Annotated in this window: 20 protein-coding genes and 3 pseudogenes; 12 read left to right on the plus strand and 11 right to left on the minus strand. The window is 70.3% G+C overall.

From position 1 onward, the window contains the following. The first annotated feature begins 76 nt into the window (after positions 1–76). From GBA65_RS24275 to GBA65_RS10860, 10 genes and pseudogenes are all read left to right on the plus strand, one after another. Positions 77–1,107: pseudogene (locus GBA65_RS24275) on the plus strand (DUF4349 domain-containing protein). 109 nt (positions 1,108–1,216) lie between these two features. Further along, positions 1,217–1,822, plus strand: a complete 606-nt coding sequence (gene cmk, locus GBA65_RS10825; RefSeq protein WP_207955689.1) for a (d)CMP kinase — start codon at positions 1,217–1,219, stop codon at positions 1,820–1,822. After that, a complete protein-coding gene (locus GBA65_RS10830) occupies positions 1,819–2,487 on the plus strand; it encodes a lysophospholipid acyltransferase family protein (RefSeq protein WP_166396570.1) in 669 nt (222 codons plus the stop codon). Before cmk ends, GBA65_RS10830 begins: the two co-directional genes overlap by 4 nt. 56 nt (positions 2,488–2,543) lie before the next feature. Beyond that, positions 2,544–3,152: pseudogene (locus tag GBA65_RS26400) on the plus strand (GTPase); the annotation flags it as partial. 220 nt (positions 3,153–3,372) lie between these two features. Continuing rightward, complete coding sequence (locus GBA65_RS24285) at positions 3,373–3,792, plus strand: ribosome biogenesis GTPase Der (RefSeq protein WP_228281239.1); 420 nt, start codon at positions 3,373–3,375, stop codon at positions 3,790–3,792. Positions 3,793–4,016: 224 nt separating this feature from the next. Beyond that, the gene (locus tag GBA65_RS24290) at positions 4,017–6,530 is read left to right on the plus strand and encodes a sugar phosphate nucleotidyltransferase (protein ID WP_228281241.1); all 2,514 of its coding nucleotides are present in this window, start codon (positions 4,017–4,019) and stop codon (positions 6,528–6,530) included. Between the two features lie 72 nt (positions 6,531–6,602). Further along, entirely contained in the window at positions 6,603–7,388 is a 786-nt protein-coding gene (locus GBA65_RS25835) for an RsiG family protein (protein WP_207955690.1), read from the plus strand. A 104-nt stretch (positions 7,389–7,492) separates the two neighbouring features. Further along, positions 7,493–8,161 carry a transcriptional regulator FtsR gene (gene ftsR, locus GBA65_RS10850; RefSeq protein ID WP_166396572.1) on the plus strand — a complete coding sequence of 223 codons (669 nt, stop codon included), beginning with the start codon at positions 7,493–7,495 and terminating at the stop codon, positions 8,159–8,161. A gap of 7 nt (positions 8,162–8,168) precedes the next feature. Continuing rightward, positions 8,169–8,732 (plus strand): adenine phosphoribosyltransferase, encoded by a 564-nt coding sequence (locus GBA65_RS10855; RefSeq protein ID WP_207955691.1) that lies wholly within the window; start codon positions 8,169–8,171, stop codon positions 8,730–8,732. Between the two features lie 205 nt (positions 8,733–8,937). Beyond that, on the plus strand, positions 8,938–9,753 hold the full coding sequence (locus GBA65_RS10860; RefSeq protein WP_407691011.1) for a tyrosine-type recombinase/integrase: 816 nt from the start codon (positions 8,938–8,940) through the stop codon (positions 9,751–9,753). A 123-nt stretch (positions 9,754–9,876) separates the two neighbouring features. Here the strand turns inward: GBA65_RS10860 and GBA65_RS10865 are convergent, their stop codons facing one another. The 9 genes from GBA65_RS10865 to recA form a co-directional block, all read right to left on the minus strand. Beyond that, complete coding sequence (locus GBA65_RS10865; protein ID WP_166396574.1) at positions 9,877–10,377, minus strand: hypothetical protein; 501 nt, start codon at positions 10,375–10,377, stop codon at positions 9,877–9,879. Between the two features lie 748 nt (positions 10,378–11,125). Further along, entirely contained in the window at positions 11,126–11,884 is a 759-nt protein-coding gene (locus tag GBA65_RS10870) for a RibD family protein (protein WP_166396575.1), read from the minus strand. 87 nt (positions 11,885–11,971) lie between these two features. Continuing rightward, positions 11,972–13,285: a GTPase HflX gene (gene hflX / locus GBA65_RS10875; RefSeq protein ID WP_166396576.1), complete on the minus strand. Its 1,314-nt coding sequence runs from the start codon at positions 13,283–13,285 to the stop codon at positions 11,972–11,974. Further along, positions 13,276–14,163: a hypothetical protein gene (locus GBA65_RS10880; RefSeq protein ID WP_166396577.1), complete on the minus strand. Its 888-nt coding sequence runs from the start codon at positions 14,161–14,163 to the stop codon at positions 13,276–13,278. The genes hflX and GBA65_RS10880 overlap by 10 nt, the downstream gene beginning before the upstream one ends. A gap of 18 nt (positions 14,164–14,181) precedes the next feature. After that, positions 14,182–15,582 carry a MiaB/RimO family radical SAM methylthiotransferase gene (locus tag GBA65_RS10885; protein WP_166396578.1) on the minus strand — a complete coding sequence of 467 codons (1,401 nt, stop codon included), beginning with the start codon at positions 15,580–15,582 and terminating at the stop codon, positions 14,182–14,184. A gap of 39 nt (positions 15,583–15,621) precedes the next feature. Further along, positions 15,622–16,545 (minus strand): ATP-binding protein, encoded by a 924-nt coding sequence (locus tag GBA65_RS10890; RefSeq protein WP_166396579.1) that lies wholly within the window; start codon positions 16,543–16,545, stop codon positions 15,622–15,624. An 11-nt stretch (positions 16,546–16,556) separates the two neighbouring features. After that, positions 16,557–18,113, minus strand: a complete 1,557-nt coding sequence (gene rny / locus GBA65_RS10895; protein WP_166396580.1) for a ribonuclease Y — start codon at positions 18,111–18,113, stop codon at positions 16,557–16,559. A gap of 111 nt (positions 18,114–18,224) precedes the next feature. Next, positions 18,225–18,836 (minus strand): regulatory protein RecX, encoded by a 612-nt coding sequence (locus GBA65_RS10900; RefSeq protein ID WP_228281956.1) that lies wholly within the window; start codon positions 18,834–18,836, stop codon positions 18,225–18,227. Between the two features lie 48 nt (positions 18,837–18,884). Then, on the minus strand, positions 18,885–19,955 hold the full coding sequence (recA, locus tag GBA65_RS10905; protein ID WP_166396582.1) for a recombinase RecA: 1,071 nt from the start codon (positions 19,953–19,955) through the stop codon (positions 18,885–18,887). 288 nt (positions 19,956–20,243) lie between these two features. Here recA and GBA65_RS10910 point away from each other — a divergent pair, with 288 nt between their 5' ends. After that, positions 20,244–20,567, plus strand: coding sequence for a hypothetical protein (locus tag GBA65_RS10910; protein ID WP_166396583.1), 324 nt, complete (start codon positions 20,244–20,246; stop codon positions 20,565–20,567). A gap of 23 nt (positions 20,568–20,590) precedes the next feature. After that, complete coding sequence (locus tag GBA65_RS25185; RefSeq protein ID WP_266096475.1) at positions 20,591–20,716, plus strand: hypothetical protein; 126 nt, start codon at positions 20,591–20,593, stop codon at positions 20,714–20,716. Positions 20,717–20,832: 116 nt separating this feature from the next. On the opposite strand, the pseudogene GBA65_RS26405 reads toward GBA65_RS25185, so the two are convergent. Next, positions 20,833–20,991, minus strand: a pseudogene (locus tag GBA65_RS26405) (helix-turn-helix domain-containing protein); the annotation flags it as partial. Positions 20,992–21,054: 63 nt separating this feature from the next. Next, positions 21,055–23,541, minus strand: a complete 2,487-nt coding sequence (locus tag GBA65_RS10920; RefSeq protein WP_166396584.1) for an FtsK/SpoIIIE family DNA translocase — start codon at positions 23,539–23,541, stop codon at positions 21,055–21,057. Positions 23,542–23,581: the final 40 nt, after the last annotated feature.

A 23,581-nucleotide genomic window follows, 5' to 3' on the forward strand; every position in this document is an offset into this window, starting at 1 on the left:
TACTAAGGGCGTACGGTAAGCCAGAGCCCGCGCGTTCTCGCGCCAGCGCCGGATGTGCGGCGCGGAAGGAGGCAGGATGCCCCGGATCTTCCCCTGGTTCGAGAACGACCGATGCCCGGCCGAACGCGCCCTTGCACCAACGCCAAGCACGGGCCTTCGCGCCTCGCTCGACGGGAACATCGCGGCCTACGCGTGGCCGATCGCCCTGACGGCCCTGCTCGTGTTCGCCTCGGCCGCGTGCGGGGGTGCTGGAGGGGGCGGGGCGCAGTCGTCGGGTTCGTCGGCGGGTCAGGCCTCTCCGGAGACAGACTTCGCCCCGACGCCCGGGGACGAGGCGGCCTCGTCCGCCGGCGCCGCTGCCTCGTCCGCCGCGCGGCAGGTCGAAGGTGGGGCCGAGGAGGGCCCGCGGGCCGCCCTGCCGGGCTTCGACGGCGAGAAGATCGTCAAGACGGCCGAGCTCGAAGTGCGGTCCGAGGACGTCCGCGGCGCCGCCTCGCGGGCGCAGGAGGTCGCCGCGCGGTTCGGGGGGAGCGTTACAAGCTCGCGCGTGGACGGCGGGGACGATGGGGTCACGGCCGACCTCGTCCTCTCTGTGCCGTCCCCGGAGTTCGAGGCGGCGCTCGAGGAGTTGCGGGCCTGGGCGAGGTTACGACCGACACCGTCGGCGGCGAGGACGTGACGGAGGAGTTCGTGGACCTCGAGTCGCGCGAGCGGAACCTGCTCGCCGCCGAGGACGGGCTCCTCGGGCTCTACGGCGAGGTAGAGAGCGTCGACGACGCGCTCGCCATAGAGCGCGAGCTCACGGACCTGCGCGGCCAGATCGAGACGGTGCAGGGCCGCATCCAGTTTCTCGAAGACCGTGCGACGACCTCGCGCATAGCGCTGGGGATCCAGCCGGTTCGGGGCCCCGCGACCCCTGAGCCGGCCCTGGAGCCCGTCCGCGCCGTCGCGGCGGCCTGGGAAGCTTCGCTGGCTTTTCTCGGGACGGTCGCCGGCGCAGTCATCTCCGTCGTCGTCTTCGGCTGGTGGCTCCTGCCCGCGCTCGTGGCGGCCTCGGTCTGGTGGCGGCGCAGGACGCGGCGCGCGAGCCCCGCCGAGGGTCCCTAGCCCCCGGAGCGCGAGGCCCGTTCTGCCGCCCGGCATCGGTTATACTCCCCGATCGATGCGAGCTTTCCTTGTAGCGATAGACGGTCCCGCGGGGAGCGGGAAGAGTTCGGTGGCGCGCGCGGTGGCCGAGAAGCTGGGCATCGTGAACCTCGATACCGGCGCGACCTACCGGGCGGTGGCCCTCCTCTCCCTCAGGGACGGCGTCGCCCCGGACGACGGCCCGGCGCTCGCCGCCCTCGCCGGGCGGGTCGAGCTCGACGGGGCGGGGGTCCGGGTCGACGGCGAGCGGGTCCCGGGCGACGCCCTGCGCACCCCCGAGGTCGCCGCGGCGGCTTCGCGCGTCTCCACGCACCCCGAGCTGCGCCGCGTCCTCGTCGAACGGCAACGGGCGGCGGCCCGGAGCCTCGGCGGCGCCGTGATGGAGGGGCGGGACATAGGGACCGTCGTCCTCCCCGACGCGGCGCTCAAGGTCTTCCTCTCCGCCTCGGCCGACGAGAGGGCCCGACGCCGCGCCGCCCAGACCAACCGCGAGGCCGAGCTCGACCGCATCCGCGAGGCGATGCGCACCCGCGACAAGCGCGACGCCGAGCGCGAGGCCTCGCCGCTCGTCCCCGCCCCGGACGCCGTCGTCATAGACACCACCGGCCTCTCCCTGGAAGAAGTCGTAGAGCGCGTCGTGGGCCTCGCCGCGGCCGCGCGGGCCGAGGGAGGGTGAGCCCCGTAGACGGTTTCCCGAAGCACGGCGGACGCAGGATCATGTCCCCGCGCTACAAGCTCTTCAGGGCCCTTATGCGCGCGCTCACGCGGCTCCTCGTCGGGTTCGAGGTGCACGGCGTCGAGAACGTGCCCGAAGACGGGCCCGTGATCCTGGCCGCCAACCACCGCCGGTACGCGGACCCGGTCCTGGTGTGCATGGCCGTCCCCCGGCGCATACAGTGGATGGGGAAGAAGGAGCTCTTTACCCCTCCGTTCGACAGGTTCTTCTACTTTATCGGCACGTTCCCGGTGGACCGCGAGGGGGGCGGCCGCGGCGCCCTTCGGAGCTCCCTCGTGTTCCTGAAGCACGGGTGGACACTGGGCATCTTCCCCGAGGGGACGCGCCGCAAGGCATACGACCCGGGCGACCCGCCCAAAGGCGGCGTCGCCATGCTCGCCGCCCGCTCCGGCGCACCCATAATCCCCGTGTTCATGGATAAGGTGCCGAGCTTCTCCGAGCGTCTGCGGGGCGGGAAGCTCCGGGCGTACATCGGGGCTCCCATACGGGTGGACGCGACGAGAAAGGGCAAGCCGTCCTACGACGAGGTCGCGGACCGGGTGCTGCGCGGGATCTACGCCCTCGGCGAGACCAGGGGCTCGGCCAGGAAAGCCGGGGTCTCTTGAGCCGCCTGCCGGTCGTGGCCATCGTCGGAGCCCCGAACGTGGGGAAGAGCACGCTGGTGAACAGGATCCTGGGCCGGCGCCAGTCCGTGGTCGCGGACGAGCCGGGGACGACGCGGGACCGCTCCTACAGCCGCGCCGAGTGGGCGGGGAGGGAGTTCTCGCTCGTGGATACCGGGGGGATGGAGCCCACGGCCAAGACCGGCCTCGAAGCTCTCGTGACGCTGCAGGCGCGGGTCGCCGTCGAGGAGGCCGACGTCATCATCCACCTCGCCGACTCCAGGCTCGGGGTCACGGAGGCGGACGCCGCGATCGCGAGGGAGCTCCGAGGGTCGGGCAAGCCCGTCCTCCTCGCCGCGAACAAGCTCGACAACCCCGCCGACGACACGGCGCGCTACGACTTCTACGCCCTCGGCGAGGGCGAGCCCCACGCGGTGAGCGCGGTCCACGGCATAGGGACGGGCGACCTGCTCGACGAGATCGTCGCCCTCCTCCCGGAGGCGGAGCCCGAGGAGGAGGCCCCGTACCCGAAAGTGGCCGTCGTCGGCCGCCCCAACGTCGGCAAGAGCACGCTCCTCAACCGCCTCCTCGGCGCCGAGCGAGCCGTCGTCTCGGAGGTCGCCGGCACCACCACCGACGCCGTCGCCCACGAGATCTCCGCCCCCGAAGGCGCTTCGGTCCCGGGCGGACGGTTCCTGCTGCTCGACACCGCCGGCATCAACCGCAGCGCGAGGAGGGCGTCGGGCGTCCCCTACTACTCGACGCTCAAGACCGAAGGGCCATCCGCCGCTCCGACGTCTCCCTGCTCCTCGTCGACGCCGTCGAGGGCTCGTCGGGGAGGACCTGAGGCTCGCCCGACAGATCGAGGAGGCCGGACGAAGCTGCGGGGTGCTCGTGAACAAGAGCGACCTCGTCGACGAGTACCGGCTGCGGGAGATCGAGGCCGACGTCGTCTACCGCATGACGGACCTCAAGCCGCCGCTCCTGGCCATCTCCGCCCTCTCGGGCGCCGGCGTGAGCGGCGTGGTGCCGCTCGCCGCCCGATTGCACAGCTCGTACAACACCAGGGTCCCGACCCACGAGGTCGCCGAGTTCGTCAACGAGCTCACCGCGCGCACCCCCCCGCCCGGGAACGTCAAGATCCGCTTCGCCACCCAGACCGGCACCGCCCCGCCCCGCTTCTCCGTCTTCGCCACCCGCCCGAACGACGTCCCCGACGGCTACCTCCGCTTCCTGGAGAACTCCTTCCGCGAGCGCTACGGCCTGAGGGGCGTGAGCGTCAAGCTGCGCCTGAAGAGCAGCCGCTAGACCGTCCCCGGCCTGCGTGCGGGACGGAACCGCTCGTGGGGGACCCCTGCGTCGCTGGTAAGATACCCGTCAGGAAAAACGCAACGGGAAGGCCGCACCAGCGGCCGGCGGAAGCAGCCGGGGAAGGCAGGGAGTATGTATCATTCGGGTCGTGGGGCCTCGCGCCCCGCACGCTCGCGCCGCTCGCGTGTTCGGGGGGGCGCGCCGGCCGCCGGGGGTCCCTCGTGAAGGCCGTGATCATGGCCGGCGGTCAGGGGACGAGGCTCCGGCCGCTCACGAGCAACCAGCCCAAGCCCATGATCCCGATCGTCGGCGTGCCGTGCATGGAGCACATCGTCACCCTCCTCAAGCGACACGGGATCGAGGAGATCGTGGTGACGCTCCAGTTTATGCCGGACGAGATCCGGGACTACTTCGGCGACGGCTCGGAGTGGGGCGTCTCGATGAGCTACTCGGTCGAGGACGCCCCGGCGGGCACCGCGGGCTCCGTGAAGCTCGCCGAGGAGCACCTCAAGGGCGAGCGCGTCCTCGTCATCAGCGGCGACGCCCTCACGGACTGCGACCTCGGCGCCGTCCTCGCCTTCCACGAGGAGCGTAAGGCCGAGGCGACGATGGTCCTCAAGAGCGTCGAGAACCCCTTGGAGTTCGGCGTGGTCATAACCGAGGGCGACGGGCGCATCGTGCGCTTTCTTGAGAAGCCGACCTGGGGGCAGGTCTTCTCCGACACCGTCAACACCGGCATCTACCTGCTCGAACCCTCCGTGCTCGAGGAGATCCCGGCCGAGGGCGAGTACGACTTCTCCAAGGAGCTCTTCCCCAGGCTACTCGACGCCGGCCGCCCGCTCTACGGCTACGTCACCGAGGAGTACTGGGAGGACATAGGGACGCTCGAGCAGTACATGAAGGCCCAGCGCGACGTCCTCGACGGCAGGATGCGCGGGGCGAGGCCGCCCGGCACCCGCCTGAGGGAGAACGTCTACGTCGGCGCCCGCGCCCAGGTCGACGATGAGGCCCTCGAGGGTCCCGTCGTCATCGGGGAGAACGTCAGGGTCGACGAGGGGGCGAGGGTCAGCCCGTACTCCGTGATCGGGGACAACGTCGTCGTTGCCTCGGGCGCGTCGGTCGAGCGGAGCGTCGTCGCCGAGGGGACGTACGTCGGGGAGGGGGCGGAGATCCTCGACGCCCTCGTCGGCCGCAACTCCTACATCCAGGAGCGGGCGCGCATCCTCGAGCGGAGCGCCCTCGGCGACGACGTGATCGTGGGCGAGGGCGCGACGATAGCGCCGGAGGTCAAGGTCTTCCCGCACAAGACCGTCGAGAGCGGGGCGAACGTCACGCAGTCCCTGATCTACGAGACGATGGGCCTGAGGACGGTCTTCAAGGGCGGCATCGTCCAGGGCAAGTTCAACGTCGACCTCACCCCCGAGTTCGTCGTGCGCCTCGCCTCCTCCGTCGGCACGGAGCTCGACCCCGGCGAGATCGTCTCTTTAGGCCGCGACTCGACCCGCTCGGCGCAGGTCGCCAAGCGCCACATGTCCGGCGCCCTCATGGCCACGGGCGTCAACGTCCGCGACCTCCGGGCCGTACACGCGGGCGTCGTGCGCCACGACGTCCTCGCGGGCAAGTCCTCGGCCGGGGCGCACATGCGCGCCGGCGAAGACCCGGACGACGTCGAGATCCTGTTCTTCTCCTCCGACGCCACCCCCATGAGCGAGGCCGAGCAGCGCTCCGTCGAGAAGGTCTTCGTCCGCGAGGAGTACCGCAGGGCCCACGGCCCCGACGTGGGGGAGTTGATCTACCCGGGCCGCGCCGTCGAGCAGTACGTCGAGCGCCTCGAGAGCGCGCAGAAAGAGACGAAGACGCGGGGAGCCACCGTCGTCGTGGACTTCTCGGGCGGGGTCGCGGGCCTCGTCGCGAGCCGGGTCTTCGCGCGGCTCGGCATCGGCGCCGTCGTCGTCGAGGGCTTCACGAACGCCAACGCCTCCACCACGGGGGCGCGGAGGACCAGCCTCACCGACGCCCTGGATCGCGTCGGCCGGATCGTCCCGACCGTGGGCGCCGCGTTCGGGGCGGTCGTCGGCCCGACCGGCGAGGACGTCCAATTCGTCGACGATCAGGGGGAGTTCGTCCCCCCAGACGTGATGCTCGCCTGCCTCATCTCGCGCCTGCGCCCGCGGAAGGCCGTGCTGCCCATAAGCCTGAGCAGCGGCTACGACGACCTGGTGCGGGAGGGCGGCGGCGCCGCTCAGCGGAGCCGCGCTGGCCTCGGCAACGTCGCTCTCAAGGCCGCGCGCGAGGGCGCCGACGTCGCGGGCCTCGCCGACGGCCGCTTCGTCTTCCCGGCCTTCCTCCCGGCCCCCGACTGCTTCATCACGCTCCTTCGGGCCCTCGAAGCCTTCGGCGGCGGCGACGGCGACGGGGCTCTCTCCTCCGTTAGGGGCCGCTTCGGCGAGAGCTTCGGGAGCGTCGAGCGGCGTCGCCTGGAGTGCCCGTGGGCGGCCAAGGGGCGCGTGATGCGCGGGCTCGCCGAGAGGTTCGGGGGAGACCCGGACGCCATACTCACGGACGGCGTCAAGCTCAACCTGGAAGACGGGGGCTCCTCGTGGGTCCTGATGCTCCCGGACCCGGACAACCCGCTCTTCTACGTCTACGCCGAGACCGGCGCCGACGGCGAGAACGCGGATCGCGTGCTCGACGAGTACGCGGGGCTCGTGGAGGGGCTCATCCGGGAGGGGTAGCGAGCGCGTGCTCGGGCCCGGACGGGGACCGTGAGACTGTACTAGAGGTTCAGGGGAGGTTATACTCCGGCCATGGCCGACGAGACGAGGGGTGGGGAAGATCAGCGCTACGATTGGGAGGGCGAGCCGGACCTTACGGACCTCTCCGAGGAGGAGCTCAGGCAGCGCTTGAAGGCGCTCTCGGACGAGGAGAGGGACGTGAGCTACCGCAGGCGCGTCCTGCAGGGCCGCATAGACCTGATCCGGGCGGAGCTCGTCCGGCGCGGGGGGGCGGCGCTCTCGCCCGAGGAGCTCGCCCGCGTCCTGCTCGGGGCTCCGCCTCCGAAGAGCCCCGTTCCTCCGGGGACGCGGGGAGGGGCGAGGGGGGAGGGGCGTTTGAACCGTTGCCCCGAATGCGGCTCCGAGGTCAACCCCGGCATGAAGTTCTGCGCGGAGTGCGGCACCCGCCTCGTGCACGCGCAGTCCACCGTCTCCTACGCGCCGAGCTTCGGCGACGAGGAGTACGCGGCCGGCAAGAAGCTCGCGCAGGACGAGAACGGCCTCCCGGAGGGGGCCGCGCTCATCGAGCTGGACCAGGTCGAGGGCACCGCCGGGCGCCGCATGCACGACATCGGCAGCGAGAAGGTCACCGTCGGCCGGAGCCCGGACAGCCAGATCTTTCTGGACGACGTGACCGTGTCGCGCAGGCACGCCGAGGTCTTCAGGCGCGAGGCGCCGAACGAGAACGGGTTCAGGATCCGGGACGCCGGCTCCCTGAACGGCACCTACGTGAACCGCGTCCGGGTGGACTCCGTCGACCTGAGGAACGGCGACGAGATCCAGATAGGAAAGTACCGCTTCAAGTTCGTCTTGACCTAGGGCGTGCTTCGGGGGGCGCGGCGCAACGCCGCGCGGAGGGGGCGTATTTGGCATTGTATGTGTTGTAGGCGATGGCAGTCGAGGATGGGAGCAGTAGGCTTACGATGATGGAGAACGGCGGTCCCAAAGACCACTATACGATAGGCGAGGTCGTCACGAGGCTCCGCAAGGAGTTCCCGACCCTCTCCGTGAGCAAGGTGCGCTACCTCGAACGGAGGCGGCTCATCAACCTCACGCGCACGCGCGGCGGCTACCGCCTGTTCTCCCCGCAGGACGTCGAGCTCCTCAAGTACATCCTCACCCTCCAGGACAAGGAGTACCTCCCCCTGAAGGTGATCAAGAAGCGCATCGAGGGCGGCATGCCGGTCGGGACCTCGGACTCCGGCGGCGACCTCTCCCGCGTCCTCGAGGACAAGACCTACACGCGCGAGGAGCTCGCGGACGCCATAGACAGCGAGCTCCGCTTCGTAGAGGAGCTCCAGTCCGTGGGCGTGGTCGGGCGGGGCGGCGACCTCACCCAGAGGGACGTCGAGATCGCGCGCATGGCGCTCGAGATGGCGAAGTACGGCATCCAGCCCCGCCACCTGCGCGGCATCATGGCCGCCGTCGAGCGGGAGGCCGCGATGTTCAAGCAGATCCTGAACCCCGAGCTCAGGAGCGGCGACGAGCAGCGGGTGCAGGACGCGGTGAACAAGGCCCGCCACCTCGCCGCCGTCGACTCGCGCCTCAAGGAGCTGATGATGGCGTCGGCGATAGACAACTTCGCCTCCTGACCCCCGGATGGACGAACCTTCCGCCACCTCCTCGCCCGCGCTCCTGTCGATACAGGAGATCGAGCGCCACGTCCGCGAGGTCCCGGACTTCCCGTCCCCGGGCATCTCCTTCAAGGACATAACCCCCCTCATAGAGGACGGTCCCGCCTTCCACGCCGCCGTGGACCGCGCCGCGGCGGCCACCGCCGGCATCGACTACGACCGCGTCCTCTCCGCAGAGGCCCGCGGCTTCGTCTTCGGCACCGCGCTCGCCTACCGCGCCCGCAAGGGCCTGATCCTCGCCCGCAAGCCCGGCAAGCTCCCGCGCGAGACGATCTCGGCCTCCTACGACCTCGAGTACGGCTCGAACACGCTCCACGTCCACGCCGACTCCATCAGGGAGGGCACGCGCGTCCTCGTCGTCGACGACCTCCTCGCCACGGGGGGGACCGCGAGGGCCATGTGCCAGCTCGTCGAGAACGCCGGCGGCGTCGTGGCCGGCGTCGCCTTCCTCGTCGAGCTGACCTTCCTCAACGGCCGCGAGCGCCTCGCCCCGTACCCCGTGACCTCCCTCCTGACCTACGACGCCTGATGCACCGGTGAACGGCCCCGCCCAACACGACAGCGCCCGCAGCACCGACAACCTCCCCGCCACCCAACACCTCCGTCCCGCGCCACAGGCCGCAAACGATCCCCCCGCCCCGCAGCCCCCGGCAGACCCCGGCCGTCTCCTCGCCGCATACCTCCGTACGCTCTCCAGCCCCGCGACGATAAAAACCTATAATACAGAGATCGGGATGTTCTTCGGGTACCTCTCGGAGAACCTGGGCGGAGACCTCGCGAACGTGACGGCGGAGGACCTGTCGTTTTACAGGGAGCATCTTCTCGCGACCTACGCCGCGGCGACGGCGGCGAAGAAGCTCTCGGCCCTTCGACGGTTCCTCACGTTCACGTACATGGTGGGCGCCACGAGGGTCAACCCGGAGGCCCTGAGGTTCTTCGCGAAGAGCCCGAAGGTCATGCAGGATCCCTCCTACAACGTCCTCACGGAGGACGAGCTCTCGCGGATGCTCTCGGCGGCGAGGACGGGCAACTGGCGCGACTACGCCCTGCTCGCGGTGATGGCCGGGGCGGGGCTGAGGGAGGCGGAGGTCGTGGGGCTCAGGATCGGCGATTTCCGGGAGGTGGGGGACGGGCAGGTGATGCTGCGCGTCGAGGGCAAGGGGCGCAAGATCCGGGCGGTCCCCGTCTCCCCGGACCTGTGGGCCCTCGTGCAGCGACACGTCCTCCTCTCGGGCAAGAGCCTCGTCTCGATGTCCGACGCCCGCAAGCCGCTCTTCGCCTCCAGAGAAGGCCGCGACAAGCCCCTCACGACCCGCTCCATCCGCTACATCGTCAAAAAGTACGCCCGCGCCGCCGGCATAACGAAGGCCATCTCGCCCCACTCCATCCGGCACACCGTCGGCACCAACATGGCGATAAACGAGGCCCCGCTCCTCGTCATCCAGCAGTTCCTCGGCCACTCCGACCCCAAGACCACCCTCCGCTACATACGACGCGCCGAAGACCTCGCCAACAAAGCGTATACCTATAATACTCTACCGACTTCGTAGCGGGGTCCGACACGCCTACAGACAACAAAGGATGATAAAAGCAAGCAAAACAAAGAACGAGAGGGCCCCCGGTGGATCCACCGGGGGCCCTCTCGCGTCGGCGGTGTCGGTTCGCTTCCCGGCCTACCTGTAGCAGCCCTCCCCGCGCTCGACGGGGAACTCGCTCGGGCAGGCGCCGCCGGGCATCCTGGGGGCGGGGCCGTTCTCGGGGCCGCCGGCCTCCATGAGGATGTTGCCGGAGTCGTCGGCGGAGGAGTACTGGTACTCCCCGGAAGAGTCGTCGGAATCCGAGTCGTCGGTGCTGCTGCTGTCCGAGTACTGGACCTGCTCGTACTGCGCCTCCTCGGTGTCCTGGGAGGCGGAGCGCGTCTCCTCGCCCTCGCCGTCGCACGCGATGCCGTTGCCGTCCTCGTCGAGGCCGTAGGGGTCGCCGTCGACGAGCTGCTCCTGCGCCTCCTCCTCGGTCTCGAAGTCGGAGCAATCGAAGAGGTCCTCGTCCTCGCCGCCCTGCTGCGCGACCTCGGAGGCCCTTATGCTCTCCGGACCCTCGCTGTCGAAGGCCATCGCCCAACCTATGCGGCCCACGAAAAGGCACAGCACCGCCAGAACGAAGATTATCGCCACCCTCGTCGGTATTCCCGCGCTCCGCAACAACCCAGCCCCCGATCTCCCGTAAGACGAACAAGTAGTAACTTCTGTTAAGATTTATTATAGGCTTCGCCGCGCGGGATAGTCAAAGCTCCGGGGCATGCCATCTCTACCTGCACCACATGTTCAGCCCTCGGTCAAAGACCGTCCACATGTGGTGTGCGAGGGGCGCGTCCTCGGAGCGCGCGAGCGGTACCAGGAGGACTTTCGGGCCGCGGAGGCGATACCAGAGGCCGAGAAGGAAAGAGGGCAGGGTACGGGGTTCGAAGCCCCCGGCGGAGTCCGACGGGGGCGTCTATGGGCCGCTAGGGTCTGTTCCTTCACCCTAAAGCGCGCCGTTACTGGCCGGGGCGCACGGAGCGCCGGGAGAACAAAAACTCCTCCCACGCGAGGGCCGCCGGAATAAGCGTGCGCGTCGAGCGCGGACCGGTCGCCAATACACGTACGAGTCTTAAGATCGCCGCTGAGCAATCCGTGACACTCACGCCACCCGGGCCAACGAACAAGCGAACGCCGGTTGCCGAACGGGGATCACGCAATCGGCTCGGCGCGAGAGCTCTCGCGCGCGGCCTACACTACGGCTCCCGCAACGTCGAGGACGACCCCGCGAACCTGACACGCGCCATCCTTATGGCCTTCGCAGGGTGGCGACAAGGCCATGGCTGTAGAATGCCTTCAATTTCCGAGAATTACACTTATCGGAAATTGAAGGCTGCCGGTCCGGCTACGCGCGCGGGCTCCGCGGGCGCTTTTGGTATCTGAGGTAGAGTTCTCCTTCCTCGGTCGCGCAGTGGACGGAGATCGGGTGGAAGTCCATCGCGCGGGAGTGGCCGGCGGTTCGCGCCTCGGCGATGGCGAAGGCGCCGCGGGGCATGGCGATCTTCGGGCTGAGGGTCAGGAACAGCTCGTCGACCACTCCCGAGGACAGGAAGGAGCCGTTGACGCCGGGGCCGCCTTCTAGGAGGACGTTTCGTACGCCGAGGCGGTCCCGGAGGACGGCTAGGACGTCGTGTGGTTTCGGGAGGCTGGGGGTTTCCGTGCGAAGGACGCGTACGCCGGCCTCTTCGGCTTCGGCGAGGGTTTTCTCCGGCGTGGCGCCGCCGGATATCACCACGACGGTCTGCTGGCCCTGACGGCGGAAGACTTTTCTCCCGAGGGGCAGCTCGCCGGCGCCGGCGAGGACCACGCCCAACGGTTGGCCCGGGCGGGCGGCGGACTTGCGCCTCTCGGCGAGCTCGTCGGTTACGGAGAGGTTCATCTCCTCGGTGCGGACGGTGCCCGCTCCCACCACGACGGCGTCGAAAGCGGCCCGGATGTTGCGCATGATCTGCCTGTCCACGGCGCTCCCTATCGGGCTGGCCTTGCCGCCGACCGCGGCCTTGCCGTCCAGCGTGCTGACCATGTTGATGGCCACGTAGGGACGGGCGCCCTCGACGCCGGACGTCGGGAAGGTCAGGCCGGAGTAGACGTCCTCGGCGGCCATCTCCTCCGGAGGGCCCGGGAGGAGGCGGAGGACCCTAGCCATCGCGTAACGCGGACGGGGAGCGGATCGGCGTCTTGAGGCCCCGGGTCAGACCGCGACCATGAAGCGGGCGTACTTGGGCAGGTCCTGTTTGGGGAGCGTGACGTCCATCCACACGCCCTCCTCGGTGCTCTTCTCGGCGTGTATCTCGGCCGAACCGTACAGGCGAGCCGCCTTGCCGTACTCCTCGTGGGGTATCAGGATCTCGGCGCGCACGAAGCCGCCGGAGATCCTCCGGCGTACGGCCCGGGCGAGCGGCGCCACGCTTCGGACGGCGCTGATCCTGACGGCGTCGGGGTAATCCCTTTCGAGGGCCGCGAGGCCCCCCTCGTCGAGGAGGTCTATCTTGTTGAGGCAAAGGAGCGCATCCTTCGTGGGGATCCCGGCCTCCTCCAGGGTGCCGACCACCGAGTCGAGCTCCTCCCTGAGCTCGACCATCCCGCCGCCGGCGTTGGCGCACACCACGATCAGGTCGGCCTCGCGCGCCGCCTCCAGCGTGGCCGCGAAGGAGTGGACGAGCTGCGTGGGCAGCTTCCTGATGAAACCGACGGTGTCCGTGACCACGAAGTCGGGCCCGGCGGCCCCGTCGGAGGCGCCGTTGGAGCCGCTGGCGGGCGCGCCGCTTACCAGGCGCGTCGTCGTCTCCAGGGTCTCGAACAGCCTGTCCGCCGTCGACCTGGTCTCGCCGCTGAGGGCGTTGAGGATCGTGGTCTTGCCGGCGTTCGTGTACCCGACCAGGGAGACCGTCGGAGGACCGGCCTTCTTGAGCCGCGAGCCTCGGACAGCGCGGTTGGACCTCTCGGCCTCAAGCCTGCGCCCGATGGAGGACATGCGCTCCCGGATCACGCGCCGGTCGTACTCGAGCTGCTGCTCGCCGGAGCCACGCCGGGCGCCGCCGCCGCCCGCGCCGCCGCCGCCCAGACGGCTGAGCGCGCGGTTGCCGCCCTTGATCCTCGGGAGCCTGTACGTGAGCTCCGCGAGCTCGACCTCCATCCTGCTCGCCGCATCCCGCGCGTGCTCGGCGAAGATCCTGATGATCAAAGCCGTACGGTCCACGACCGGGACGCCCGCGTCGCCCTCGAGGACCCGCGCCTGCGAGGCGGTCAACTCGTCGTCCGCGACCACGAACCCGGCCCCGGTCTCCTCGACGAGCGCCCGGAGCTCCTGCCGCTTGCCGCGCCCGAGGTAGCCGACCCCGTCGCGGCGCCCCTGCTCGAGCTCCCCGACGACCCCGAGTCCCAGGGTCTCCACGAGCCTGCCGAGCTCCCCGAGCTCGCGATCCTCGCCCGCCGCGACGAGCACGACCCTCTCTTCGGCTTCGCCCTCCGCCCCGTCGCGCCCTTGTCCCCCGTTTATGACCATGAGCACATTATATCATGCATTATATGCTTTATCGCGGGATCTTCGGCGGTCTCGACGATCGCCCTCTCGGTGCCCGCCGGTAGCGCGCGCATGAGCTTGTCGAACCAGCGCATCTGGCGCCTGGCGAGCCGCCTGGTGCGAGCGGCTATCTTCTCCTCGGCCTCCTGCCGCGACACATCGCCGGAGGCCAGCCGCATCATCTCCTTCGGGCCCACGGCCTGCCGCACGGAGGGGTTGGGGTCCATCGCGTTGAGGGTCCTGCCCTCGGCCTCGCCCCTGCGCACGATCTGGCGGGAGCGCCCGGCTATGCGGAGGTCGAGGGCTTCTCGCGGGGGTCTGAGGTAGACGAAGGAGGCGCCGTACATCGGGCTCCCGGACCACACTGAGCCCCTCTCGGGGGCCCCTTCTAGCCTGAGCTCCTCCTCCCTCGCCGCGCGCCTGGGGTTCGCCGCGCCCGCGGACGCCCTTATCGCCTCCCGTCGGGCCTCGTCGGACGCCTTCGGCGCGAGTGGGAGGCCAAGCACTATGGCGTTGAGGTACATCCCCGTGCCCGCGTCGAGGACGAAGGGCCACCCATCCCCGAGCCCGCCTATCAGGCCCTCGGCGCGCCGCTTGTGGAGCGCGACGGTCCACTCGTCCTCGACCGAGACTACCCCGACGAGTTCGGCCGGCCTCTCGCGGCGCTGGTTCGTCGTCTCGGGTATCTCCTCGTAGACCTGCATGGAGTCGACGACGAGCGTGGGCACCCAGCCCCCCCATTCCTCCGAGAGGCTTGCGGCGAGCCCGTCCGCGAGGGAGCTCTTCCCCGCGGCCGTCGGGCCACAGACGACGAGGGCCCTCCTCGGCGCCCCTCCTTCTTCCGGCGCAGGATGACCCACGACCCCGGCCCGGAGCCCCTAGAAGGCCGGCTCGCCCGCGTAGAGCACGTGCGGGCCCGCGCCCTCGATTCTCGCGGTCACGTACTCCCCGGGTGCTGCGCCCGTCGGCACGTGGACGGCGTGACCGCTCCAGGTCTCCCCGATCGCGCGCCCCTCCCCGGTGCGCCCGTGCCTTACGTATATCTCCTCGAGGGCCCCGACCTTGGCCCTGTTCCTCCGGGAGGCGTTCCCTTCGACGGCGCGCAGGACCTGGAGGAACCTCTTCTGCGAGACGTCGTCTGGCACGGTCTCCTCGGCCGCCATCTCCGCGGCCTCCGTCCCTTTGCGGGGGGAGAACTTGAAGACGTACGCGGAGTCGAACGCGCAATCCTCCACGAGCCTCAGCGTCTCCTCGTGGTCGGCCTCGGTCTCGCCCGGATGCCCGACGATGATGTCCGTCGAGAGCGTGCCGTCCGGCACCGCCTCCCGGAACACCTCGATCTTCCTGCGGTACCTGTCGGCCTTATAGCCGCGGTGCATCGCCCTGAGCATCCGGTCGGACCCCGACTGCACCGGCAGGTGCAGCCTGCCCACGATGGTCTCCTTCTCGCCGATCAGCCTGAGCGTCCGATCTTCCATGTTCGACGGGTGGCTGGTCGTGAACCACACCCTCGGCGCCTCGTCGGCGACCCTCTCCAAAAGGTCGCAGAACCTCTTCCCGCCGTCCTTCTCCCGCCACGCGTCGACCGTCTGCCCCAGCAGGGTCACGTACTTCGTGCCGGACCCGACGAGCCTCCTGACCTCCTCGACGACGCCCTCCATCGGCCTGCACGCCATCCTGCCCCTGACGGTCGGGACGATGCAGTAGCTGCACTGGTAGTTGCAACCCGTCATAATGGTCACGAACGCCTGGTGCTCGCCTTCGGTCCCCGGCAGGTCCGGCGTGTACGTCTCTTCCATCCCCGGCAGCCCCACGAACTCCGCCAACTCGTATGTATTATGGGTGCCTAGAACGAGGTCCACGCCGTAGGTGTTCTGGAGCTCGGACGACTCCTTGGCGGCGCCGACGCAGCCGGTGAGCGCCACCTTCTTGACGCGGCCTTCCTTCTTGAGGCGCGAGAGCTCGCCGAGGTGGCCGCGGACGCGGTCCACGGCGTTCTCCCGGACGTAGCAGGTGTTCAGCACGACGACGTCGGCGTCCTCGTAGCGCTGGACCTCGGCGTATCCGGCGTCCCGGATCATGCGCAGCATCCTGTCGGAGTCGTGGACGTTCATCTGGCAGCCGAACGTCCTGATGCACGCGGTCTTGCCGGCGCCCGGAGCCAGGGCGCCTCCCCCGACGCCGGAGCCCGCCGGGCGGGGTTTGCGGCCGAGCGTCACAGCGACGGGCGCCGGGCCGTTCGTAGATACCTTGCCCGGACCGTTCGTGGTGCTAGTCATCCCCGTACTCCTCCTCAGGTTCGTAGACGCGGGCCTTGATCACGATCTCGCCCGGCCGCCCCTCGGCGGCGAGCCCGGAGAGGTCGAGGTAGCTCGCCCTGGCGACCCTCCGGAGGACGGCGGAGAGCTCCTCGAGCTCCTCGTCCCCGAGCGTGAGTATAGGCCCTCCGGCACGAGGGCTACCACCCCCGCTCTCCCCCTGCCGACGCCCGGCCCCGCCTCCCCCACGGGAACCGCACCCAAAGGCTCCGCCGCCGCAATGGCCCCTGAGAGCACCCTCTGCGCCGTCCTCAACGACACCCCCAAACCCAGCGAACCCGCCTTCTCCCGCAGCTCGACGGCGTGCGACGAATTTTCTTGTATTATGCGGTTGTGTATGAGTCTGGCGAGGATGCTGGCCGGGGAGCCGTGGAAGAGGTTCGGGGGGGTTCGGGGGCCGTTGCGGGCGGTCTGGGCGAAGCGGGAGAGGACGGCGAGGACATTGGATCTCGAGGGTTTGGAGGCGGACTGGAGCCTCTTTTCGGGGAGGCCGTCGCGGGTGTCGAAGACGGCTCTGACGGAGGTCGGGGAGGACGGCGAGAGGACCTCGGCGGAGACGGCGGCTTGTCGTATGTGGTGCAGGGAGAGTCCGGCGCCGTGCGGGGCCGTCGAGGGGGCTCCTGTGCGCCCGGGGGGTTCGGGGACCGGGGAGAGGTGGCGGGTGGTCACGCCCGGCTCGAAGACGAGGTGGGCGTGGGAGGCGGGGATGCCGTGGCCGTCGTCCAGGACCGTGAGGTGGCGGTAGCGGCGGGCCTTGAGGATGGAGGCGACGTAGATGTTCGAGGCGCCGGCGTCGCGGGCGTTGCGGAGGAGCTCGAAGAGGGCGTCTTCGACGGAGCGCAGAGGGACGGGTGTGCGCCTCAGGCCCTCGGCGCCGGCGAGGCGGGCGAAGCCGGCGCCGAGGTCGCGGTACGGTCCCTCCACGGGTGCGCTCCCTAGCGGGCGACCTCGGTCACGCGGCTCTCGCGGATCACGGTCACCTTGATCTGGCCGGGGTACTCGAGGTCCTGCTCGATCTGCTTGGAGATGTCGAAGGCGAGCTTGGCGGCGATGCGGTCGTCGACCTCGCTCGGCTGGACCATCACACGGATCTCGCGCCCGGCCTGTATCGCGTAGGCCTTGTCCACCCCGCGGTGGCCGAGGGCTATGTCCTCGAGGGAGCGCAGGCGCTCTATATACATCTCGCTCGACTCGCGCCTCGCCCCCGGGCGCGACGCCGAGACGGCGTCGGCGGTCGCCACGAGGACGTCCTCCACGGTCTCCATCTCGATCTCGTGGTGGTGGGCGGAGATCGCGCGGACCACGTCCTCGGACTCGCCGGCCTTCTTCGCCATGCGCCCGCCGATGAGGGCGTGCGTCCCCTCGACCTCGTGGTCGACGGCCTTGCCGACGTCGTGGAGCAGGGCGCCCCGGCGCGCGAGCTTCACGTTCGCCCCGAGCTCGGCGGCCATCATCCCGCAGAGGTTGGCGACCTCGACGGAGTGGGAGAGGACGTTCTGCCCGTAGGAGGTGCGGTACCTGAGGGCGCCGAGCATGCGCACGAGGTCCGGGGCCATGCCGCCAGAGATCTTGGCGTCGAAGACGGCCTGCCTACCCGCCGCCTTGACCTCCTTCTCGACGTCCTTTTTGGCCTTGGAGACGATCTGCTCGATGCGGCCCGGGTGGATGCGCCCGTCCTGCACCAGCCGCTCCATCGAGACGCGGCCGACCTCGCGGCGCACGGGGTCGAAGCTCGAGATGACGACCGTCTCGGGCGTATCGTCGATGATGACGTCCACCCCCGTGGCGGCCTCGAAGGCCCGGATGTTCCTGCCCTCCCGCCCGATGATGCGCCCCTTGAGGTCGTCGGAGGGGAGCGAGATGGCCTTGACCGTCGACTCGGCGGTCAGGTCCGACGCGAGGCGCTCCATCGTGAGCGCCGTGATCCGGCGAGCCTCCGCGTCGGCCCTCTCCTCGGCCTCGAAGGTCCTATCCCTGACCATCCTCCCGAGCCGGTCCTCGAGCTCTACTTCAAGGTCATGGACGAGCCTGCGCTCCGCGTCGGCGCGCGTCAGGCCCGAAACCTCTTCCAGAACCTTGAGCTGCTCGGCCTCGCGCCCGTCGAGCTCGACGGCGCGCGCCCTCAGGGCCTCCTCGCGGCGGGAGAGCTCGCGCCTCTCGCGGTCCATCTCCCCGTCGCGCCGGTCGAGCGCGGCGTCGCGGTTCTCCAGACGCTCCTCGACCCTGGCGAGCTCCGCCCTGCGCGCCCGCGCCTCGGCCTCCGCCTCGTCCTTCGCCCTGATCGCCGCCTCTTTGGCCGCTAGCTCCGCCTCTCGGCGCGTGGCCTCGGCCTCGCGGCGGGCCTCCTCGACGATCCTGCGGGCGGAGTCGCGCGCCTCCACACCCTCGGCGTCCGCCGACGCCCGCGCCCTCGATCTGAAGTACAGGTAGCCTGCGGCGGCCCCGAGGCCCAGGCCGGCGACGACGCCGAGGACCAGTAGCAAAACTTCCATAAACTATTCCTCCAAAAAAGGCCGCTAGCCGCGACCCGGGAGCGCGAAGGCGTGACCGCCACGTACCCCACCCACCACCGTCGCGGAGCAGCGGCCGGAAAGCTCCGGTCTTTACTCCCCGTCTCCCCCCTCGCGGTACCTTCTGGCAACCTCGGCGCACACACCCGCCGAGTACCCCCTCCGAGCGAGGAAGCCGTAGACCCGGCGCGCGAGCGCGTCGGACCTCTCCCCGGTATTATAACGCCGCTGTGCCGCCGCGGACGCGGCCTCGATCTCGTCGTCGCCGGAGAACTCCTCCTCGACGGCCTCGCGCGCCACCTCCTCGTCCACCCCGCTCTTCTTGAGGTCGACGAGGATCCTGCGCGGCCCGTACTTGCGGGACTTCTCGTGGGCGGCGTTTCTGGCGAACTCCCCGTCGTCGAGGTACCCGAGCTCCCGCAGCCTCTCGAGGACGGCCCCGACCGTCGCGTCGGCGTAGCCCGCCCGCTCGAGCCGGGTCCGCAGCTCGCCCTCGGCGCGCGCCCGGTAGCCGAGCACGTTCAGGGCGCGCGTCATCGCCAGGGGACGCTCCCCCGCGACCCTCGCCTCCCGCAGACCCTCGTCGGAGAGCTCGACCCCCTCGGCGAGGCCCAGGTCGAAGGCCACGGCGGCGTCGAGCACGGCCCAGAACTCGCCGTCGACGAAGACCTTCGCCCGGCCCCGCCGCTCGACGAGGCCGGTCACGGTCGGCAAGAGTGCCTGCCCTTCGCCGTCGTAGCGGGGCCGGGGGCTCTAGCCCAGGCGCTCGGAGCCGAGCGCGGCGGCGCGGCCGTTCGGCGCGCCGTCCTCCGCCCCGTCGTCCTCGGGGCCGTCGGCGGGCTCGGCGAAGCCGAGCTTCTCGTGGATGTCGGCGAGGATGCGGTTGCGCACGGAGTCGTTCTCCTTGAGAAACTGCTTGGCGTTCTCGCGGCCCTGGCCGAGCCGCTCGTCGCCGTAGGCGAACCAGGCGCCGGACTTCTGCACCACGTCGTGCTGGATGCCCATGTCCAGGAGGCTCCCCTCCTTGGAGATCCCCTCCCCGTACATGATGTCGAAGAAGACCTCCTTGAACGGCGGCGCCACCTTGTTCTTGCGGACCGTCACCTTCGTCTGGTTGCCCACCGTGTCGGTGCCGGCCTTGAGCGCCCCGATCCTGCGGACGTCGAGCCTGACGCTCGAGTAGAACTTCAGGGCGCGGCCGCCCGGGGTCGTCTCCGGGGAGCCGAACATTACCCCGATCTTCTCGCGCAGCTGGTTGATGAAGATGGCCGTCGTGTCCGAGCGGCTCAGGGAGCCCGAGAGCTTCCTGAGGGCCTGGCTCATGAGGCGGGCCTGGAGGCCGACGTGGGAGTCGCCCATCTCGCCCTCGATCTCGGCGCGCGGCACGAGGGCGGCGACGGAATCGATGACGACGACGTCGAGGGCGCCGCTTCGTATGAGGGTGTCGGCGATCTCGAGGGCCTGCTCGCCGTTGTCCGGCTGGGAGAAGTACAGGTTCTCGAGGTCGACGCCGATCGCCTCGGCGTAGGTCGGGTCGAGGGCGTGCTCGGCGTCGATGAACGCCGCGAGGCCGCCGGCCTTCTGGGCCTCGGCGATCACGTGCAGGGCGAGGGTCGTCTTGCCGCTCGACTCGGGGCCGTAGATCTCGACGATGCGCCCCCTCGGCACCCCGCCGATACCGAGCGCGAGGTCGAGGGCGAGGGCGCCGGTCGAGATCGAGGACATCTTCTTCGGGCCCTCGTCGCCCATGCGCATGATCGAACCCTTGCCGAAGGCCTTCTCTATCTGCGAGACGGCGGCGCCTATCGCTTTGGTCTTGTCCACTGTTGCATCCTCCAAAAACGGTGTCTTGTCGTCGGTTCTGATCGGCTCTTCTTATGCAAGGAGGATTATACAGCGGGGGTAGGGGCCTCCCAATAACCCTTTGGGGATGATAAAGGCAGAAATCCGGGGGCGGGCGCTTACGCGGGGGCGGCGCCCCGAGGGTGTAGGTCTGCGTCGTGATCTGCCCGTCGTACCCCAGGGGCCCGACGCTCCTGCCGTCCACCTCGACGGCGACCGCCCCGGCGTCGCCGGCCGTCACGCTGACGTACTCGGCCCCTCGAAGGTCGATTGGAACCCGGCGGGCGCGGTCTCGTAGAACAGGACCACCCCGTCGGCCTCGACGTTGAGCCACGACGCCCTCTCCCCCACGCTCACCACCACGTCGACGTTCTCGTCGGTCGCCGCGTCGGGGGCCTCCTCGGCGGGCTCGTCGGGCCCCTCGGGTTCGGCGGGCGCCTCCTCCTCGGGCTCCTCGGGGACGGGCGCTCCTCGGGGCGGGCGCTTCGTCCTCCCGGCGGGGCGGGGCTCCTCTTCCTCCTCCTGCTGGGGGCGGGCTCGACGTTCGCGGAGCCCCCGCTCTCGGGCGTGCTCGCGGAACGGGAGCCCACGTAGTAGAGGGCGCCCCGACGAGGGCTATGAGGATCAGGGCGAGGACCACGGTGAAGACGGCCGCGCCCGAGACCCTGCGCCGCTCGGCGCCCGCGAGGCCGCCCGGGCTCATGACGGGCCGCTCGAACTCGCTGTTTCGGGGGCGCTCGTAGTTCAGGGCCCTCTCCCGGCGCGGGGCGCGGCGCTCCCTGAACTCCTGGGCGAGGCCCTCTCCGTCGAGGCCGAGGTAGTTCGCGTAGGTCTTCAGGAAGCCCTGGACGTAGACCTGGTCCGGGAGCATGGAGTAGTCCTCCCGCTCCAGGCCCTCGAGGTAGCGGGTGCGGATCTTGGTCGCGTTCTCCACGTCGCGCAGCGAGAGTCCCCTCTCCCTGCGGACGCGCTCGAGAAGCTCGCCGGTCCTGCCGCCTTCGTCCCGCCCGTTGTCCATCCCGTCGCTCACCTGACCGGAGCCTACCACAAAAGGGGCAAAATCTAGAAGCCCGAGGCGGCGCTACTCCCGGTCGCGAGGGGCGCCGTAGGGGTCCCCGCCACCGGTCCCGCGCTCCTCGTCGAAGCGGCCGAACGGGAACGCCCCCTCGTCGCCGTCGACGCCCCCGGCGCGGCCGTCGGGACCGCCGGGGTTCGTCCCGTCTCCGGACCCTTCGGGGTCGAAGATTCGGGGCAGCTCGAGCTCCGTGACGATCACGGAGCGGCTCTTCGAGCCCTCGTGGGGGCCGACGACGCCCTTGCGTTCGAGGGCGTCGACGATCCTGCCCGCGCGCGAGTACCCGACGCGGAAGCGCCGCTGCACGGCGCTCACCGAGGCCTGCTGCGTGGCGACGACGAAGCTCGCCGCGTCCGGCAAGAGCTCGTCCTCGGGCTCCCCGCTCTCCTCCTTCTCCCCGCGGGTCTCCGTCACCTCCTCGACGAACCTCGCCTGAGCCCGCTCGGCGCACGCGGTGACGACCTCGTCGACCTCCGCCTCCGAGAGGTACGCGCCCTGCACGCGCGAGGGCCTCAGCGCGCTCACCGGCTTGAAGAGCATGTCGCCCTGGCCGAGGAGGGCCTCCGCGCCCGGGGTGTCCAGGATCACGCGGGAGTCCACCTGGCTGGAGACGGCGAAGGCGATGCGGCTCGGGACGTTCGCCTTGATCATGCCGGTGATCACGTCGACGCTCGGGCGCTGCGTGGCGACGACGAGGTGGATGCCGACGGCGCGCGCCTTCTGGGCGAGCCGGATGACCGCGTCCTCGACCTTGGCGGCGGAGGTCATCATGAGGTCGGCGAGCTCGTCGATGACGACGACGACGTAGGGCATCTGCTTCTCGGGGCGCTTCTCGTTGTAGCCGTCGAGGGAGCGAACCCCGAACTTCTCCAGGACCTCGTAGCGCCGCTCCATCTCGGCCACGGCCCACGAGAGGGCGTTGGCGGCCTTTTTGACGTCCGTAACCACGGGGGTTATGAGGTGCGGGACGCGCGCAAACTGCGAGAGCTCGACCCGCTTCGGGTCGATAAGGACCATCTTGACCTGCCGGGGGTCGGTGGTCAGCAGCAGCGAGGTCAGGAGGCCGTTGAGCATCACGCTCTTGCCGCTCCCCGTGGTCCCGGCGACCAGAAGGTGGGGCATCTCCGCCATGTCGAAGAAGACGGCCCTCCCGGAGATGTCCTTGCCCAAAGCAACCGGCAGGCTCCAGTCGTTGCCGGCGGGGTACTCGCGGAAGACGTCGCCTAGAGTGACGACGGCCGGGCGGGTGTTCGGGACCTCGACCCCGACGGCGCTCTTGCCGGGGATGGGCGCGAGGATGCGGACCTCGGTCGCGGCGAGGGCGTAGGCGATGTCCTGCTGCAGGTTTCTGACCTTGCCGACCTTGACGCCGCTCCCCAGCCTGAGCTCGTAGCGCGTCACGCGCGGGCCGACGACCGCGCGCACGACGGTCGCCTCGACCCCGAGGTCGGCGAGGGCGCGCGTGAGGCGCCTGCTCGTCCCCTCGGCGTCGTGCTCCGGGTCGCCCCGGCCCGGCCTCAGGAGGGACAGGGGCGGCAGCGAGTACTCGCCCGGGATCACGGGCCCCTCCTCGTCGAGACCCGCCTCTTCCCGAAATTCCGGCAGCACGATCTCGAACGGCTCCTCCGGCTCGTCCTCGGTGGACCCTTCCGGCCCGCCCTCGTAGTCGAAGACCCGGGCGGCCGGCTGCAAGGGCGGCGCCCCGGCGTCTTCTGGGAGCGCACCGGGGGCTTCGGACTCCGAGGGTCCGCCGTGGACGCCGCGGAGCTCCTCCTGCGCCGGGCGGGCGCGCTTCGGGCTCGCCTGACGAACCTTCTGAGCACCCTGCTGCCTGCGGCGCTCCCGTGCGTCGCGGAGCTTCTCCCGGAGCGTGCTCGCGGCGGAGCCCGCCCGGGCGCTCGCGCCGGCGGCCGAGTCCCGCGGCGAGAGGCCGGTCAGGAGGAAGACGCCGGCGGCGTAGAGGGCGAGGAGGGCGAGGGCGGCGCCGACGGGACCGCCGGCGACGGCCAGGGCCCCGTAGATCCCGCTGCCCACGAGACCGCCGCGGTCGGGGTAGACGGCCTCGTCGAAGCGCGTCTGCGGGGGGAGGGTGGCCGCGAGGGTCGCGGCGATCGAGACCAGGAGCAGCGCGAGCCCCGCGGCCCTCCTCCCCGGGAAGCGGCCGAGCAGCAAGAGGGCCCCGGCGAGCACCGCGAGGGGCGCGAGGGCGAGGCCGACGACGCCTAGGGTACGGGTCGCGGCTAGAAGACCCGCCTCGCCCAGCACGGCCCCGCGGCCGGTGACGAAGGAAGCGGTAAAGAAGATCCCCGCGACGAGCAGGACGAGGCCGATCGCCTCGCGGGAGAGAACCTCGCCGAGGCGCGAGAAGGGACCGGAGCCCCCGCCCTTTGCGGAAGAGCGTTTCTTCGAGTTGGAAGCCTTGCTCGAGCCCTTGCCCGCGGCCTTTGTCGAGGCGCGGGTCGAGTGTCTGCGGGGGGATCTGTTCGTCGCCATGCACGCAAGTCTAGCGCAGGGCGAAGGGGCGGAGGTGGGG

It is taken from the genome of Rubrobacter marinus (assembly GCF_011492965.1).
Lineage (GTDB): Bacteria > Actinomycetota > Rubrobacteria > Rubrobacterales > Rubrobacteraceae > Rubrobacter_F > Rubrobacter_F marinus.